13 protein-coding genes and 1 pseudogene are annotated in these 15,980 nt (G+C 62.9%); 7 read left to right on the top strand and 7 right to left on the bottom strand.

Annotated elements, in window-relative coordinates; translation table 11 throughout:
* The first annotated feature begins 315 nt into the window (after positions 1–315).
* The 3 genes from FA94_RS30430 to trpS all read left to right on the top strand — a co-directional run bounded on the left by FA94_RS30430 (position 316) and on the right by trpS (position 3,185).
* Positions 316–1,158 carry a DUF2167 domain-containing protein gene (locus FA94_RS30430; protein WP_051980921.1) on the top strand — a complete coding sequence of 281 codons (843 nt, stop codon included), beginning with the start codon at positions 316–318 and terminating at the stop codon, positions 1,156–1,158.
* Positions 1,159–1,168: 10 nt separating this feature from the next.
* A complete protein-coding gene (locus tag FA94_RS30425) occupies positions 1,169–1,891 on the top strand; it encodes a site-2 protease family protein (protein WP_035558419.1) in 723 nt (240 codons plus the stop codon).
* 265 nt (positions 1,892–2,156) lie between these two features.
* The gene (gene trpS / locus FA94_RS30420; protein WP_035558416.1) at positions 2,157–3,185 is read left to right on the top strand and encodes a tryptophan--tRNA ligase; all 1,029 of its coding nucleotides are present in this window, start codon (positions 2,157–2,159) and stop codon (positions 3,183–3,185) included.
* 97 nt (positions 3,186–3,282) lie between these two features.
* Here trpS and FA94_RS30415 read toward each other — a convergent pair whose 3' ends face one another.
* On the bottom strand, positions 3,283–4,242 hold the full coding sequence (locus tag FA94_RS30415; RefSeq protein ID WP_081936251.1) for an alpha/beta fold hydrolase: 960 nt from the start codon (positions 4,240–4,242) through the stop codon (positions 3,283–3,285).
* A gap of 18 nt (positions 4,243–4,260) precedes the next feature.
* A complete protein-coding gene (locus FA94_RS30410; protein WP_051980920.1) occupies positions 4,261–5,004 on the bottom strand; it encodes a glutathione S-transferase C-terminal domain-containing protein in 744 nt (247 codons plus the stop codon).
* Between the two features lie 275 nt (positions 5,005–5,279).
* Between FA94_RS30410 and FA94_RS30405 the strand changes: the two genes are divergently transcribed.
* Positions 5,280–5,825 (top strand): DUF1003 domain-containing protein, encoded by a 546-nt coding sequence (locus FA94_RS30405; RefSeq protein WP_035558413.1) that lies wholly within the window; start codon positions 5,280–5,282, stop codon positions 5,823–5,825.
* 27 nt (positions 5,826–5,852) lie between these two features.
* On the opposite strand, the gene FA94_RS30400 is transcribed toward FA94_RS30405, so the two are convergent.
* The 3 genes and pseudogenes from FA94_RS30400 to FA94_RS30390 form a co-directional block, all read right to left on the bottom strand.
* Entirely contained in the window at positions 5,853–6,050 is a 198-nt protein-coding gene (locus tag FA94_RS30400; RefSeq protein ID WP_035558411.1) for a hypothetical protein, read from the bottom strand.
* Between the two features lie 35 nt (positions 6,051–6,085).
* Positions 6,086–6,913: a GNAT family N-acetyltransferase gene (locus FA94_RS30395; RefSeq protein ID WP_035558408.1), complete on the bottom strand. Its 828-nt coding sequence runs from the start codon at positions 6,911–6,913 to the stop codon at positions 6,086–6,088.
* 126 nt (positions 6,914–7,039) lie between these two features.
* A pseudogene (locus FA94_RS30390) lies at positions 7,040–8,907 on the bottom strand (TonB-dependent siderophore receptor).
* A 743-nt stretch (positions 8,908–9,650) separates the two neighbouring features.
* On the opposite strand from FA94_RS30390, the gene FA94_RS30385 reads away from it, so the two are divergent.
* The 3 genes from FA94_RS30385 to FA94_RS30375 all read left to right on the top strand — a co-directional run bounded on the left by FA94_RS30385 (position 9,651) and on the right by FA94_RS30375 (position 13,679).
* Positions 9,651–10,433, top strand: a complete 783-nt coding sequence (locus tag FA94_RS30385) for an AraC family transcriptional regulator (protein ID WP_051980919.1) — start codon at positions 9,651–9,653, stop codon at positions 10,431–10,433.
* A 185-nt stretch (positions 10,434–10,618) separates the two neighbouring features.
* The gene (locus tag FA94_RS30380) at positions 10,619–11,791 is read left to right on the top strand and encodes a sigma-54-dependent Fis family transcriptional regulator (RefSeq protein ID WP_035558405.1); all 1,173 of its coding nucleotides are present in this window, start codon (positions 10,619–10,621) and stop codon (positions 11,789–11,791) included.
* Positions 11,792–11,876: 85 nt separating this feature from the next.
* The gene (locus FA94_RS30375; protein WP_035558401.1) at positions 11,877–13,679 is read left to right on the top strand and encodes an NAD(P)/FAD-dependent oxidoreductase; all 1,803 of its coding nucleotides are present in this window, start codon (positions 11,877–11,879) and stop codon (positions 13,677–13,679) included.
* Between the two features lie 78 nt (positions 13,680–13,757).
* Here FA94_RS30375 and FA94_RS30370 read toward each other — a convergent pair whose 3' ends face one another.
* Complete coding sequence (locus tag FA94_RS30370; RefSeq protein ID WP_035558399.1) at positions 13,758–15,125, bottom strand: sensor histidine kinase; 1,368 nt, start codon at positions 15,123–15,125, stop codon at positions 13,758–13,760.
* Positions 15,122–15,844 carry a response regulator gene (locus tag FA94_RS30365; RefSeq protein ID WP_081936250.1) on the bottom strand — a complete coding sequence of 241 codons (723 nt, stop codon included), beginning with the start codon at positions 15,842–15,844 and terminating at the stop codon, positions 15,122–15,124. Before FA94_RS30365 ends, FA94_RS30370 begins: the two co-directional genes overlap by 4 nt.
* Positions 15,845–15,980 lie beyond the last annotated feature (136 nt).

The following is a 15,980-nucleotide window of genomic DNA, read 5'->3' as shown; positions in this document are numbered from 1 at the left end:
GAATAGTTGATTTATTGGTTGGATTGCTGTCGTGGCGGGATTCTACGGAGATAAGCTTTCATCGCGATTGCGTCGTGGTGAATTGCAATATCTGTTGCGAATTCAACGAACTGAAAGTAGTTCGTTAGCGGAGTGCTGTAGAAAACCAGTCAGACTCGCCGAATAGAAAATCAATAGCCTCATCAGGCGAGCACATAAGAATTAAAATTTTCGAGCGGGGGCTGTGTGAAAGCATTCCTGAAATGCGCGTTGTCTATTGCCGTGTTGTTGACGTCTTCATTAGCGTTGGCGCAAAGCGGGCAATACGAGGCCACCATGGCGACAATCAAGGCGATTGTCGAGAAGTCGGCGCTCGCGGGTCCGCGCAGCATCAAGATATCCGACGAAGCCACGTTTTCGCTGCCGGCGGGCGATGTATTCCTTCCCGCCGAGGCGGCGGCGCGCGTGATGCGAGCCTACGGACAAGCGGTCAACGAGAAGGTGCTGGTCGGCATGGTATTTCCCGCTCGGGACGAGGGGGGCTGGGGCGCGGTTCTCTCGTTCGCCAAAGAAGGCTATGTGCGCGACGACGACGCGCAAAACTGGAAGGCGGACGACCTGCTTCGCAGAATGCGGGTCCTTCAGGCGCAATCGAATCCGGTCCGCAAGTCGCACGGCGTTCCGGAGTTGGACGTCGAAGGCTGGGCACAGCCGCCTACGTACGACACGACGATGCACCGCGTGATGTGGGCGGCGATCTCTCACAAGCAGGGCGAACCCGATGACGACGCGCATCGGTACGTCAACTACGAGACGGTGGCGCTGGGCCGCGACGGCCACCTGCTGTTAGGCGTCGCCTCGCACCTTGCCGCGTTCAACCAGAGCAAAATCATCGCGGACGGATTGCTGGCCGACATCGACTTCGATAACGGCAAGCACTACGCGGATTTCGACAAGACGACCGATCACGTCGCCGAATACGGTCTTGCCGCGCTGGTCGTCGGCGTCGCGGCGAAAAAACTCGGGCTACTGGCCGTGTTCCTCGCGTTCGTCGCCAAGTTCGCCAAGATCGGCGTGGTGTTGCCGTTTGCCGCTGCCGCGATCAGGCGGCGCTTCAAAAAACGCGTGCCCGCGCCGCCGGTGGCGTCCGTCACAACGGACCGGCAGGAGCCCCGATGAGGCGCGCGCAATGAGCAAACTGCTGATCCTGTTGCTGGGAGGCGTGAAGCTCGGCAAGGTGCTGACGACGACCGGCTCGATGCTGTTGACCATCGCCGTCTATGCCGCGTTCTACGGTTGGCCATTTGCCGCCGGCTTCGTCGCGCTTCTGTTCGTGCATGAAGCCGGGCACTACGTTGCCGCGAGGCAGCGCGGCCTCGACGTCGGCTTGCCGACGTTCGTGCCGTTCGTCGGCGCGTGGATCCAGCTCAAGGAACTGCCGCACGACGCGGAGACCGAAGCCTATGTCGGACTCGCGGGTCCGTTTGCGGGCACGCTGGCGGCGCTGGCCTGCTATTTCATTGCGCGTCGGACGGATAGCAATCTGCTGCTGGCGCTCTCGTATGCCGGGTTCTTTCTGAACCTCTTCAACCTGATTCCGTTATCGCCGTTCGACGGCGGCCGCATCACGGCGGTGCTGTCGCCGCGCATCTGGTTTGCCGGCGTGCCGGTGCTGCTCGCGCTGTTCCTGTACCGCCCGAGTCCGCTGCTGGTGATCATGGCGATTCTGGCGTTGCCGCAGTTGAAGCGCGCCTGGCACTACGACGCCGCCGATCCGCAGAACGTGCGGTATTACGCGTTGCCGGCCTCGGTCAAGTTCAGCTACGCGTTTTATTATCTGGCGTTGCTCGTTTTTCTGGCGATGATGACGTTCGGCGTGCGCACCATGCTCACGGACATTCACCACGGTTAGGCGAGGTATTGCGTCGGGAAAAGCCGGCGGAACCCGGCAAAACCCACCCGGATTCATGCCCGGGTGGCACATCGGCGCAAGCGACGGTATACTCGCGCGATGGAAACGACATGGATCCCGCTGCAATTGAAGCGCTGGTGGCGCGCCTGAACGAGGCGGCCCGTTTCCGAACACACATTGAAAACGTGATGCCGCCAGCCTGGCGGCATCGTCGTTTTGGCGCGCTAGAAACTGGTAGTGTCGATCAACACGGAACACTCGGATCATGTCCCAAGAAACCCAAACACCTAAGCAACGCATCATTCTGACCGGCGACCGCACGACCGGCCCGCTGCATCTCGGCCACTACATCGGCTCGTTGCGCGCCCGCGTGCAATTGCAGCACGAAGCGCAGCAATTTCTGCTGCTGGCCGACACGCAGGCCATGACCGACAACGTCGGCCGGCATCAGAAGGTCACGGAAAACGTCATTGAAGTCGCGCTCGACTATCTCGCGGTCGGCATCGACCCGACGAAGTCGACCATCTTCATCCAGTCGCAGGTGCCTGAACTCGCCGAACTGACGCAATACCTGCTGAACCTTGTAACGGTCGCGCGCCTCGAACGCAATCCGACCATCAAGCAGGAAATCGTTCTGCGCGGTTTCGAGCGGGATATTCCGGCCGGCTTCCTCACGTATCCGGTCAGTCAGGCCGCGGACATTACCGCGTTCAAGGCCACTCAGGTGCCGGTCGGCGACGACCAGTTGCCCATGATCGAGCAGACCAACGAACTGGTGCGGCGCTTCAACAACACGGTCGAACGCCAGGTGCTGGTGGAGTGCGAAGCGGTGCTCTCGAACGTGACGCGGCTGCCGGGTATCGACGGCAAGGCGAAGATGAGTAAATCGCTCGGCAACTCGATCCCGCTCGGCGCAACGCCCGACGAAATCACGAAGGCCGTGAACAACATGTACACGGACCCGAATCATCTGCGCGTTAGCGATCCGGGCCAGGTTGAAGGCAACGTGGTGTTCTCGTTCCTCGACGCGTTCGAACCGGACGTCGCGAAGGTCGATGAACTTAAGGCTCACTATCGCCGCGGCGGACTGGGTGACAGCGTCGTCAAGCGCGCGCTCAACGAGCGCCTGCAAGCCATGCTGGCGCCGATCGCCGCACGCCGTCGCGAGATGGAAGCGGACCGTGGCGAAGTGATGGCCATGCTGCGCAGCGGCACGATGCGCGCGCGGGAAGTCGCGGGTGCGACGTTGTCCGAGGTGAAGAGCGCGCTGGGTCTGGATTATTTCGCCGACTGACAAGCGCGGCGTCGAGTGAAGCGGGCGATTGCAGTTTCGCGGCAATGTGAATCGTTGCCGCGACCCGCGACTCATAATCCGCCACCCGCCTGCGAATCTACAAACCCTTCAGAAACGCCACGAGCAGAGCGCTCACTTCCGCTGCGCGCTCGCGCTGAATCCAATGGCCGGCACCGTCGAGAATATGGCAGCCGCGCAGGCCGGGCAGCACGCTCGCAAGATGGTCGATACGGGCCTGCGCGCCGGGAAACTTGAGCACGTCGTCTTTCGCGCCGGCCACGAACAGCGAAGGCTGCCGGATCACGCAGCCGCGCCACGCGGCCATTAATTCCGACGTGCGCCGAATCGCGCGATACCAGTTCAGGCCGCCGCGAAAACCGGTGCGCGCAAACTCGCCGGCCACATAAGCAATCTCTTCACGATCGAGCCATGCCGGCAGCGTTTCCGGATCGACTGTGTTGTCGAGAAATCCCGCGCCCGGGGCCAATATCCCGGCGACGATACGATCGGGCCCATCGCCCGACATGCTGAAGGTCACGCGCCGAATGGCGGCTTCGGGATCCGCCTCGAACTCGGCTTCGGCCACCCCGGGCGTCTGGAAGTACTGCATGTAGAAGGTGCGCACGCCTTGCCGTTCCAGTGCCGTCAGCAAATCGTCGCGGGCAGGGGGATAAAACGGCACGCTCATACCGACCACCGCGCGGAACAGGTCCGGCCGCAACATGGCCGCATGCCAGGCGACCGGCGCACCCCAGTCGTGACCGACGATCACCGCCTCGCGCTCACCGAGAACATTCACCAGCTCGACCATATCGCCGACGAGATGCAGCAGGGTGTAGGCATCCGCCTCGGGCGGCGCATCGGTGCCGCCGTAACCGCGCATGTCCGGTGCGACCGCGCGAAAACCCGCGGCGGCGAGCGCCGCCAATTGATGCCGCCACGCGGACCACGACTCGGGAAACCCGTGGCATAAAAGCACGAGCGGCCCGCTGCCCTGACTGGCGACCCGCATGCGCAGCGCGCCGACCTGCAACGTTTCGATATGAAGTTCGTGCAAGGAGAGACTCCGTAAAAGTCAGGTTAGTAGAGTGGTCGTCGTGTCGTTAGCCTTCTGGCCGCCGCCGCGCGGCGATTCGATCCGCGCATGAATGGCTTTGCAATGTCGAACGAGTGCGGGCCGCGATAGCACGTACCGTTTTAACGGCGTGTCGATGTCGTAATAGTAGATGTTCGCGACGAAGCCATAGATCGCTGCGTCGACGCTGGTAGGGCGAGGTCCAAAAACAAACCCGTCAGGGCCGAGGAGGTCCGCCACGACGCGCAGATCGTCGATACCTCGTGCATAGATCTGGTCCGGCTCATAACGGCCGATGCCTTGGTAGTGATACCGCAAGCGATTGTATTCACGCGCCGCTTCGAGGTCGCTCGCGGTGATGTCGGCGTGCGTGGTGAGAATGGCCTCGCGGAAAGACGGCCAGAAACGCTCGTCGCGCCAGCGCGAAAAACTCATCGGCCAGTACAGATCGTCGAGCGTCCGGCGGACCAGGAAATCGAGATTCAGTTGTCCCGGCGACAGTGCGCTGTCGATGCCTAAATCGTACTTTTCCTTCAGATAGAGAATGATGCCGTCGCTGTCGCCGATCGTTACGTCGCCGTCGGCGAGATAAGGCAGTTGGCCACGCGGCGCGAGGCGGGTGTCCAGGATATGGCGATGCTCGAAGTCCATTCCGCACAAGCGCATGAACGCGAAAACTTTCAGGCCGAACGGATTGTTATCCGCTACGCCGAACAGATCGGGATAGGAAAATAGCGTTGGCATGAAGTGCTCCTCGTGAACGGCGTTGTCTCGTCGAACAGCATAGGCCGGCAAGCCCGGCGTGCAAGTTTACTTTACCGGCCGGCGCAAACCGCGAGATGCCGCGATGGGCAGCACGCCGCTCGCCGTGTAAGAGGATCGATAGGTCAGCCCGGTATAGTCGGTCGCGACAGGCGTAGACACAAAATCGACGCAGAGCAGCCGCAGAGTAGACGCAAAATCGCGCCAATGCCCGCAGCCGGTATGGACCTTATCCCTTCAGTCAACGGACCACCATCATGAGCGACGCGAAACACGAGAAGCCCCAGCCATCACACGCGCAGGGCAATCATCATTATCGATTCCATCTGCCGCATGTTCATCTCACGTCGGTTTTCGGCGACGACTGGTTCGCGCTGAAGGCGGAAGCCTTCGCGCGATTCTTCGGCACGCCGACCTTCCTGATTGCGCAGACCTTGATCGTGGCGGTGTGGATTGTCGTGAACATGCTGGGCTGGACCAAGTTCGACGTCTACCCGTTTATCCTGCTGAATCTCGCCTTCAGTCTTCAGGCCGCGTACGCCGCGCCGCTGATCCTGCTCGCGCAAACGCGCCAGGCGGATCGCGACAAGGTTCATGCGGATGCCGACGCGCGTCATCGCGAGGATATCGCCACGGCGAGCGAGCAGCGTCAGGCGCTGGCCGCGCGTCAGACCGAGCAACTGGTGGCGTTGCTCGAGCAGAACACGCAGCTCACCGCGCTGACCAAGCAGATGAGCGAACGCATTGAATCGTTGACGCTGGAATTGCACAACAAGCTGGCGCAATTCGGTCCCAGCGCTTAAATTCGCCGGGACTTCGCGCGCGGCCGTTCAACGGGCAAGCGCGGGTTCGGCGCTGTCGCGCGGCGGCTGCCCGGCGCCGTTCGTGAGCGGCTGATGCACGCATATCCTGTCGCGTCCCGAGCGCTTCGCGTCATCGAGATCGACGATCAGCAGCGAGACGGGCAGCACCAGCAGTACCAGGCTCATGAGTGCGGCGTTGGCGACGGCCACAGCGGGATCCAACATTCGAGGCATCTCCCCGAAATACGTCGTCAGTCTTTTTATGGTGTTCCGCTCGCCGGCTCAGGCTCGCGGCACACGCTGCCGAGCCGGCCGTGCTCCGCGAAGCCGAGCGATTCGTAGATTTTTCCGGCGTGATAGCTCTCGTCCGCCACCATCACCAGGTGATCGGCTGAACCCGCCGTCGCGCGGATTACCTCGCTGACCAGGGTTTTGCAGATCCCCTGGTTGCGATGCTGCTCGCTGGTGATGACCGCCTGAAAGCGCCCGATACGGCCGAAAAAGAACAGCCCGAGACTACCCACCTGCTCGCCGTCGATAAATGCCCCCCACCATGCGCCGAGGCCGCGGGCGATGACGTTTTTATGGGCGATCTGCTGCTGCGCCATGTAGCGCTGCGAGGTGGGGTCGGCTGGGTCCGGCATATTCGCGAGTTGCATGGCGGCCCAATCGTCCCAGTCGCGCTGTGAGTGGAATGCGCGGACTTCGAGGTTCGGGCGGGCGACGGCCGGGCGGATTCGATCGGGCGTTGTCGTCAGTACGCGGTACAGCGTGGCGTCGTAACCGCGCTCGACAAACGCCGCGAGATCCACGGTGCTCGCATCTTTTTCAGGCCACGTTTCAGCCCACATAAACGTGCGATGCGCGATCGACGGCGGGACACCGACGAGCCGCGCGAAATCGTCCTCCAGTCGGTCGATATCGCTGGCCGAAGGCCTCTCACGCAACACCAGCAGGTTGCCGAAAAAGTAGTCCGGCGCCTGAGGCGTGCGAACCACCACGTAGCGACCCGTCGATTCCACGCTGCCGGTTTCGGCATGCAGCAGGAGATCGGTAGCGAGTCCAAGGTTCTGGGGCAGTGCGAGCATGGGGTCGATCGTCTCGGTGTGTGCGGCAGCAGTGCGCCGTCATGCGACGGCCGAGCCGCGATTGTCGATGATTTCATTGCCGGAGTCGATCGATCGGAGCAGGCCGCGCAAAGCAGAACGAAGCCCTTAAAAGTCCGAGCGCAGCGTCAGCATCACATTGCGGCGATCGCCGAACACGCTATAGAAGTTGCCCGGCGGGCGAATGTAGTAATCGCGGTTGAACAGGTTGTTCAACTGCAGCGACGCCTCGACATGCTTGTTGAACTTATAGCCGACCTGCGCGTTGAAGATCGCATAGGCGCCTTGTTCGACGCCGCGCGTAATACGCGTTTGCGCCAGCATCCCGCCGCCTATCGTCACGCCGCTCAGCATGCCCTGCGTGAAGGCATAGTTCGTCCACAACTTGAACAGATGTTTCGGGTCCGTGCCGTCCGTCAGATTTGGCACGTCGTTTTCGTAGTTGACGTTCAGGTAGGTGTAGCCCGCGTAGACGTTCCAGTTCGGCAACGGCTGGCCGGATATTTCGAGTTCGACGCCCTGATCGCGCGACTTGCCGCCCGCAATCGAGCCGGTCGGATGATCCGGGTCGGTGATCGCGCGGTTGTTGTCGTTGATGTTGAACACCGCGACCGTTGCGTTGAGGCGGTTGTGCAGGAAACTGCCTTTGAGGCCCGCTTCATACTGCTCACCAGTGCGCGGCGCGAGGCCGAGCCGGTATAGGTCGTCGCGGTCTGCGCGGCGAGGAACTTCGAGTAGCTGGCATACGCGGTTAGCCACGGCACGATGTCGTAGACGAGCCCCGCGGAGGGCAGGAAGCGGTGATTCAGTTGCGCCTGCGTCGCCCAGTCGGAGACGGTCGGCAGCGTGGTTTGCGCGGTCTGATGGTAGAACGCCTCGCGCGCGCCGAGCACGAGTGTGAGCGGCTGCGTAATGTGAATCCGCGCCTGTCCATACACGCCTAACTGTTCGAAGCGGTTGTTGGCGCCGTAGCTGAACGGCACGTCGACCTTCGAGACCGCGTTCGGGTCGTACAGGCTAAACGTCCCGTCGGCGAAGGGACCGTTGGCCAGCACGAAACCCGAGTTCTGCGTATTCGACTGCAGCGTGTAGTTCGCGCCGAACGTCAGCGTGTGGGTCTGTCCGAACAGTTGCACCGGACCGGACACGTTGGTGTCCGCGCCGAACCAGTCGTAGGTGTTGCGTTGCCGCTGCTCGCCGTACGACGACAGACCGCTCGCGCTCGCACCCGGACCGGCGTACGCGTAGTCCGCCTTCAGCAGTTCGTGGCGATAGAACAGCGTGGTCTGCGACTGCCAGCCACTTTCGAAGCGATGCACGAGGTTCGCATTCGCCTCCTGCACCGACGTGTAGCCATAGTTCCAGCTCGGGCTGAAGTTCTGCGAATACGAACCCGGCACGCGGCCGATCAACGCGGTCTGGTCGCTGTTGACGATACCGCTCGCGCCGTAGTCGAGACCGGAAATCGGGTTGTTCTGATACCCCGCCGACAGCGACAACGTGGTGCGCGGCGTGATGTCGTAGTCGAGCGCGCCGTAGGCCATCACTTCCTTCTCGCGCACGCCGTCCACCGACTGCAGGCCGTCGCTGCCCACCAGCACCGCGCGGCCGCGCAACGAGCCGTCCTTGTTCAGCGGGCCGGTCACGTCGACCATCTGACGGATCGAGCCGAACGAACCGGCCTGCGTTTCCGTCGAGACATGGAAAGTGTCCAGCGGGCGCTTGCGCACCAGATTGACCGTGCCGCCCGGATCGCCCGCGCCGTCCATCACGCCGGACGGGCCGCGCATGATTTCGACGCGGTCGTACATGGCCAGATCGAACTGTGGCAGATACTGCAGGCCGCTGACGATCGGCACGCCGTCGAACTCGACCCCGAGCATGTTGCCGCGCGCCTTGAAGTACGCGGTGCCGTCGCCGTAATCGACCGACTCGACGCCGGTGACATAGCGCAGCGCTTCCTGGATCGTGACCATGTTCTGATCGTCCATACGCTGGCGCGTCAGCACGGACACCGACGCCGGCGTTTCCTTGATGGCGACCGGCACCTTGCTGCCGACCGTCGCGGATCGGGCCGCATACGAGCCGCTGCCTTCGGTCGAGGCATCGGCATCCGCGGTGGATGTCACGCTAACGGCGGGCAAGGTGGTGCCCGGCAGAGCGGTTTGCGCGTGCGTCGGCAGCGACCACGCGGCGAGCAGCGCGAGTGCGAGGCAGGTCATGGGCGGTGCGCTGAAACGTCGTGGTGGAACGTGGCGTCGGGCCTGGTCTGTCGTTGTTTTCATCGGGTGAAGATCGGGTGAAGAACTGGGTGCGTTTAAAAATAGAGGGACGAGCAATGCCCTTCCGGCCGAAAGCGGATTTCCTGAGACGAGTCGGGGAGGCGCGTGCGTCGTTATTCGATCCGGCGAATGGCGTCGCCGGATTTCAGCCGGTGCCGCGCGTGGTGCTCGCGAGGGCAGTCACACCCATGCCAGACGCATTCTTTCCGGTTAAGATGGGCGTCCAATTGGAGAATGAGACTCATTCCTAATATCTCGCAGGCTGCGGCCTAAGCGTTGATAGGCAAGGAGAATATCGGTTGCGCGGCACGAAAGGCCGACAATCGATGTCGATTTTTGGACAAAATGTGTCCAATCATCGGGATAGGCGGGATGAAACAGCCCGGCGGTGGTCACGTGAACACGACGCACGCGTCCCGCCCGGCAAAGAGGAACCGATGAAAGAGTTTTTACTGAAGCGTTATCCGATGACGCGGCTGCCGTTGCCGCGCAGCGTGATGGCATCGTTGACGCAGCATCGGCACGGCGAACGGATTTCGTGGCATCAGCATCATCATGGGCAACTGGTGTTCGCGGTGCGCGGGGTGGTGCGCGCGCTGACGCCGCAGCACACCTGGACGCTGCCGCAATCGCGCGCGTTGTGGTTGCCGTCGAACGTCGATCACGAATTGCACGCGGTCGGCGCGGTCGAGTTGTGCAACGTGTATATCGAACCCGAAGTGTTCGAGTGGCAGTGGAGCGAACCGCTGGCGCTGTCGGCGTCGCCGTTGCTGCGCGAACTCGCGCTCAATCTGAGTGCCGGCGGCGACGACTACGCGCCCACGAGCCAGGCTGCGCTGTCCGCGCCATTGCTGCTCAAGGTCATCGCCGAAGCCGCTACGATGCCGGAAAGCGGTGTGCCGTTACCGCACGACGAGCGCCTGCTGAAGATCTGCGAACACCTGATGAACGACCCCGGCAGCGACACGTCGCTCGATTTCTGGGCCGCACGCATGGGCGCAAGCGGCCGCACGTTCGCGCGCCGCTTCAAGGACGAAACCGGCATGACGTTCGGTCTGTGGCGTCAGCATATGCGGGTCGACGAAGCCATTTCGCGCCTCACGCTCGGCCAACCCGTGGCGCGCGTGGCGGGCGAGCTCGGCTACAGCAGCGCGAGCGCTTTTATCGTGATGTTTCGCCAGATCACCGGCAGCGCGCCTCAGCAATACTTGTCCGCCTGAATTTGCCGGTGCCGCGCCTGAGAAAAAATTCTCACGGACGCCGATGGTGCACTGCGGTGTGATCTCCTGCGGCACGCGTGCTAAAAATCGTCCCATACGTTTCAGCTTTGGAGACGATGCGGCGCCCCAGGTGGCGCACAATGCCTCCAGCACCCGACAAGCGCTGAATTCGCCGGAGACTCGCGATGCCGTACGTTCCGTCAACCCGACATATCGACCGCGTGTGCAACGTCATCGAAGGGCGGATGGTGCGTCCTGGCGTGGACGGTGCGCGGCTCGCGTCCTCGTACCGGCGGTCGCTCGAGCAATATCACCTCGATCCGGGCGCGACCGTCGGGCCGCGCGTGCTCACCGTGCCCGAATTGCGCGACGTCCAGCATCGCGAGGAATCGTTTCTGCGTGCGTCCGGGCAGTGTCTGTCGCGGCTGCATGAAATGGTGCGCGAAGCCGACTACTGCGTGATGCTGACCGACGCGCAAGGCGTGACGATCGACTACCGCGTCGACCGCGAGCGGCGTCACGATTTCAAGCGCGCGGGCCTGTATCTCGGTTCGTGCTGGTCGGAAAGCGAGGAGGGCACCTGTGGCGTGGCCAGCGTGCTGCTCGACGCCGAGCCGATCACCGTGCATCGCATGGATCATTTTCGCGCGGCGTTCACGACGCTGACCTGCAGCGCGTCGCCGATCTTCGGCCTGCATGGCGAACTGCTCGGCGTGCTGGATGCGTCTGCGGTGCGTTCCCCCGACGAACGCGAGAGCCAGCGGCTCGTCAACCATATCGTGCGGCAGAGCGCGTTGCTGATCGAAGACGCGTATTTCCTCAACGCCGCAACCGACTGCTGGGTGCTGCTCGCGCACCGCAATCGCCATTACGTGGAAGCGCAGCCGGAAATCCTGATTGCCGTCGACGCCTGCGGCAACGCGATCGCCGCGAACCGGCGCGCGCGCGAATGCGTGCCGGCGCTCAATCAATTGCCGCGCCATGTGACGACGTTGTTCGACATCCCGGCTGAGCGCCTGTTCGACGCCAAGGCGACGCGCGGTCTCGTCTCGCTCAGGCTGAACGACACCGGCTCGCCGCTGTATGCGCGGGTGCGTCCGCCTTTGCTCGCGCGCACGGCAAGACGACCAGCGCAAACGGCACGCGATCTCGCCGCAGCGCAGACGGCGACGCAGACCACAGCGCAGACCACGCCGCCCCTGTCCGACAACGACGCGCTCGAACGCAGCCGCATCGTCGCCGCGATGAGCGACGCGAAGTGGCGCACCGAACTGGCCGCGCAGGCGCTGGGTATCTCGCGTGCCACCTTGTACCGGCGCATTGCGCGGCTGGGCATCAAACCGCCGCACAAGTGTTAGCCGCGCTGCACCGATTCCTTTAGCGGGCGTAGAACCCGCGTTTCCCATCGAAGTTCGATCATCCGTTCTGTATGGAGGAGCAACCATGCCTGAAAATAACCTCAAACCTACGATATCCGGCGTGCTGGAGACGCTGGAAGGCGCGCTGAAACGCGGCGATGTCGCGGCCGCCGTCGAGCTGTTCCAGCCCGATTGCTACTGGCGCGATCTGGTCGCGTTCACGTGGAATATCAAAACCCTGGAAGGCCGCGAGCAAATCGCGGACATGTTGAGCGCGCAACTAGGCGCGATCAAACCGTCGAGTTTCAAGCTCGCGGAGCCGGAACCCGCCACTGACGCGAACGGCGTCACGCAAGGCTGGATCACGTTCGAAACGGAGGCGGCGCGCGGCAGCGGCTTCATTCGTTTGAAGGACGGCCGCATCTGGACCCTGCTGACCACCATGGCCGAACTCAAAGGCCACGAAGAGCCGAAGGGAGCGAAGCGGCCGATGGGCGCCGAACACGGCGCGCGCGAGAACCGCACGAGCTGGAAGGAAAATCGCGAGGCCGAACTCGACGCGCTCGGCACTTCCACGCAGCCGTATTGCCTGGTCGTCGGCGGCGGACAGGGCGGTATCGGGCTCGGCGCGCGGCTACGGCAACTCGGCGTGCCGACCATCATCATCGATAAAAACGAGCGGCCGGGCGACGCCTGGCGCAAGCGCTACAAGACGCTTTGCCTGCACGATCCGGTCTGGTACGACCATATGCCCTACCTGCCGTTTCCGGACAACTGGCCGGTCTTCACGCCGAAAGACAAGATCGGCGACTGGCTCGAGATGTACACGAATGTGATGGAGCTGAACTACTGGGGCGGCACGACCTGCAAGTCCGCCGTGTACGACGAAACCAAGGGCGTATGGACGGTCGAAGTCCAGCGCGGCGACCGCACGATCGTGTTGCACCCGAAGCAACTGGTGCTCGCGACCGGCATGTCGGGCAAGCCGAATCTGCCGAAATTCAAGGGCATGGACGTGTTCAAGGGCGAGCAGCACCACTCGTCGCAGCATCCCGGTCCGGACAACTATCGCGGCAAGAAGGTGGTGGTGATCGGCGCGAACAATTCGTCGCATGACATTTGCGCCGCGCTCTGGGAAGCGGGCGTCGATGTGACGATGGTGCAGCGTTCGTCGACCCATATCGTCAAGTCGGATTCGCTGATGGAGCTCGCGCTCGGCGACTTGTATTCGGAGCGCGCGGTCGCGGCCGGCATGACGACCGCGAAGGCCGATCTGACCTTTGCGTCGATCCCGTACGCGATTCTTCACGAGTTCCAGATTCCGGTGTTCAACGCGATCCGCGAGCGCGACGCCGAGTTTTACGCCAAGCTGGAAAAAAGCGGCTTCATGCTCGATTTCGGCGACGACGAATCCGGCCTCTTCATGAAGTATCTGCGGCGCGGCTCGGGCTATTACATCGACGTCGGCGCGTCGCAACTGGTGGCCGACGGCAAGATCAAGCTGAAAAGCGGCGTCGACGTGGTCGAGCTGAAAGAGCATTCGGTGTTGCTGAGCGACGGCAGCGAGCTCGAAGCGGATGTCGTGGTGTACGCAACGGGTTATGGCTCGATGAACGGCTGGGCCGCCGACCTGATTTCGCGCGAGGTGGCCGACAAGGTGGGCAAGGTGTGGGGACTCGGTTCGAACACGACGAAAGACCCGGGGCCGTGGGAGGGCGAGCAGCGCAACATGTGGAAGCCCACGCAGCAGCAGGCGCTCTGGTTTCATGGCGGCAACCTGCATCAGTCGCGTCATTACTCGCAGTATCTGTCGCTGCAACTCAAAGCGCGCATGGAGGGGATTGCGACACCGGTGTTCGGGCTGCAGGAGGTGCATCACCTGTCGTAGCGTGAGCGGGGGGCTTGGGCGTGGGGTCGCTGACGATGGCGGCCCCGCGCACCGCGCCCCGTGCAGCAGTCAATCTGCTCAAGACACCGCCGGCAGCGTCACGTTCACTTCCAACCCGCCGCCTCGCCGGTTGCTCAGCGAAATATCGCCGCCATGCGCCTGAATCACCGCACGCGCCGACGTCAGCCCCAAACCCATGCCGCCCGTCGAGCGGTTGCGCGACTGCTCGAGGCGGTAAAACGGCGCGAACACTTTTTCGAGTGCATACGACGGAATACCCGGGCCGTGATCGATCACTTTCAGGTGGATCTGCGTGGCCGAGCATTTGAGCTCCAGCTCCGCGCGGTTGCCGTATTTCAACGCATTGTCGACCAGGTTCGCACACGCGCGCCGGAATGAAAACGGCCGTCCGCTGAACGCGAAACGCTCCGGGCCGGCGTAGAAAACCGGCTTGCCCTGATCGCTGTAGTCGTCGGCGATGGTGCGCAACAGGCCGGCGAAATCGAACACGGTCGCCTCTTCGTCCTTGTAGTCGTCGCGAAAGAAAGACAGCGCGGAATCCGCCATGGCCTGCAAATCGTCGACATCGCGGAACAGGCGCTCGCGCTGATCGTCGTCTTCGATAAATTCGCCGCGCAGCCGGATTTTCGTGAGCGGTGTGCGCAGATCGTGCGACATGGCCGCCAGCATCGCGGTACGGTCTTCGACAAACTTGCGCAACTGCGCCTGCAGCGCGTTGAACGCCGCGATCGCGGCGCGCAGTTCGCGCGGTCCCGCTTCGCGCACCGGGCCGGAACGCGGATCGCCGCCGAAACGGCGCAGGTCGTCGGCAAAACGCCGTAACGGCTTCGACAGGTAATACGTGGACACGACCGAGGCCGCCAGAATGGAGAGCGCCACGAACCCCAGCGCAATCGCGATCTGTGCCGGCCGCGGCAGTCCCCACGCGCGGCGGGTGGCGGTGAACACGAGCCAACTGCCGTCGCTCAGTCCGGCGGCCATGAAGTACGCATGCGGGTCGCGCGTGCGGTCATAGCGCGGCAAGCGGCCGGATAGACCGTCGTCCGATTTGAACAGCAACACGGTGCGCGGGTGCCCGTTCGCCGCGAACCACTGCGTCAGTTCCGCGTCGGCGCGGGTTGTCCTGGGCGCCGTGGCGAGCACGGCTGCGGTCGGCGAGTTCACCGGATACCAGTCAACCGAGGTCGTCGGAATACGTGAAGCGCTGGCCACCGGCTGACGATAGCTGTCGGGTACGGCCTCGACCATCAGGATGATGTCGTTGGCCCGCCCGAGCAGCGCGGTTTCCTCGACCGAGGGCCGCGCCCATACGCCCGCGAAATGATTGAACACCACGCTCAGCAGCAGCACGCCGACAATCGCGGAGCCGACCGTGAGCGCGATACGCCAGCCGATGGTATCGGGCGGCCGCAAACTGAATTTCATCCGCGCCGCACCGTGGGGGTGAACATGTAGCCGCCGCCGCGCACCGTGCGGATCACGGGCGGTTCCTTGTCGTCGAGATCGAGCTTGCGGCGCAGACGCGCGACCTGCACGTCGATGCTGCGGTCGTACACCTCATGCGCCGCGCCATGCGCGAGATCGAGCAACTGCTCGCGCGACAGCACGCGTTGCGGGTGTTCCGCGAACGCCAGCAGCAGATCGAATTCGGTGCTGGACAGGATCATCAGCGTGTTGTCGGTGGAGCGCAATTCGCGCCGGGCAATATCGAGCCGCCAACCGGCGAACGACAGCATCGGCCGCGTGCCGGTGCTCGCCACCGCGACATCGGATTGCGTCGTGCGACGCAAAACGGCTTTGACGCGAGCGAGCAATTCGCGCGCGTCGAACGGTTTCACCAGGTAATCGTCCGCGCCGATTTCGAGGCCGACCACGCGATCCACGTGATCGGCCACCGCGGTGAGCATGATCACGGGCACTTTCGACGTGGCGCGCAAACGCCGGCACAGGCTGAAGCCGTCTTCGCCGGGCAGCATGACGTCGAGAATCACCAGGTCGATGGGTCGGCTGTTGAGCATTTCGAAGAGCGTGACGCCGTCGGTCGCGATACTGACCTCGTGGCCATGTCGGCGAAAAAACCCCGTCAATAAGGACCGGATGTCCTCTTCGTCGTCAACCACCAGTACGTGCGGCATATAAGTCATTCCCAAATGCTAATCCTGAACGGCCGTTAATCTATGTCAGCCGTGCCCCGTCAATATTTCAGGGCTGACACATTGTATCGGGCTCGAAATATCGCGCACATCATGGCGTCGAATCGCCTGAGTAATCTCGCCGCTT

The organism is Burkholderia sp. 9120 (assembly GCF_000745015.1).
Classification (GTDB): domain Bacteria; phylum Pseudomonadota; class Gammaproteobacteria; order Burkholderiales; family Burkholderiaceae; genus Paraburkholderia.
Note: the sequence above shows the minus strand (reverse complement) of the source record. Positions and strands in the feature narration are given on the sequence as shown.

What these genes read in the sequence shown, in the direction of transcription:
- FA94_RS30400 (WP_035558411.1), bottom strand. Translation starts at nt 6,050, where the DNA reads ATGTTGGATCCCGCTGTGGCCGTCGCCAACGCCGCACTCATGAGCCTG.
- FA94_RS30370 (WP_035558399.1), bottom strand. Translation starts at nt 15,125, where the DNA reads ATGAAATTCAGTTTGCGGCCGCCCGATACCATCGGCTGGCGTATCGCG.
- FA94_RS30380 (WP_035558405.1), top strand. Translation starts at nt 10,619, where the DNA reads ATGCCGTACGTTCCGTCAACCCGACATATCGACCGCGTGTGCAACGTC.
- FA94_RS30395 (WP_035558408.1), bottom strand. Translation starts at nt 6,913, where the DNA reads ATGCTCGCACTGCCCCAGAACCTTGGACTCGCTACCGATCTCCTGCTG.
- FA94_RS30410 (WP_051980920.1), bottom strand. Translation starts at nt 5,004, where the DNA reads ATGCCAACGCTATTTTCCTATCCCGATCTGTTCGGCGTAGCGGATAAC.
- FA94_RS30365 (WP_081936250.1), bottom strand. Translation starts at nt 15,844, where the DNA reads ATGACTTATATGCCGCACGTACTGGTGGTTGACGACGAAGAGGACATC.
- FA94_RS30405 (WP_035558413.1), top strand. Translation starts at nt 5,280, where the DNA reads ATGAGCGACGCGAAACACGAGAAGCCCCAGCCATCACACGCGCAGGGC.
- FA94_RS30385 (WP_051980919.1), top strand. Translation starts at nt 9,651, where the DNA reads ATGAAAGAGTTTTTACTGAAGCGTTATCCGATGACGCGGCTGCCGTTG.
- FA94_RS30375 (WP_035558401.1), top strand. Translation starts at nt 11,877, where the DNA reads ATGCCTGAAAATAACCTCAAACCTACGATATCCGGCGTGCTGGAGACG.
- FA94_RS30430 (WP_051980921.1), top strand. Translation starts at nt 316, where the DNA reads ATGGCGACAATCAAGGCGATTGTCGAGAAGTCGGCGCTCGCGGGTCCG.
- trpS (WP_035558416.1), top strand. Translation starts at nt 2,157, where the DNA reads ATGTCCCAAGAAACCCAAACACCTAAGCAACGCATCATTCTGACCGGC.
- FA94_RS30425 (WP_035558419.1), top strand. Translation starts at nt 1,169, where the DNA reads ATGAGCAAACTGCTGATCCTGTTGCTGGGAGGCGTGAAGCTCGGCAAG.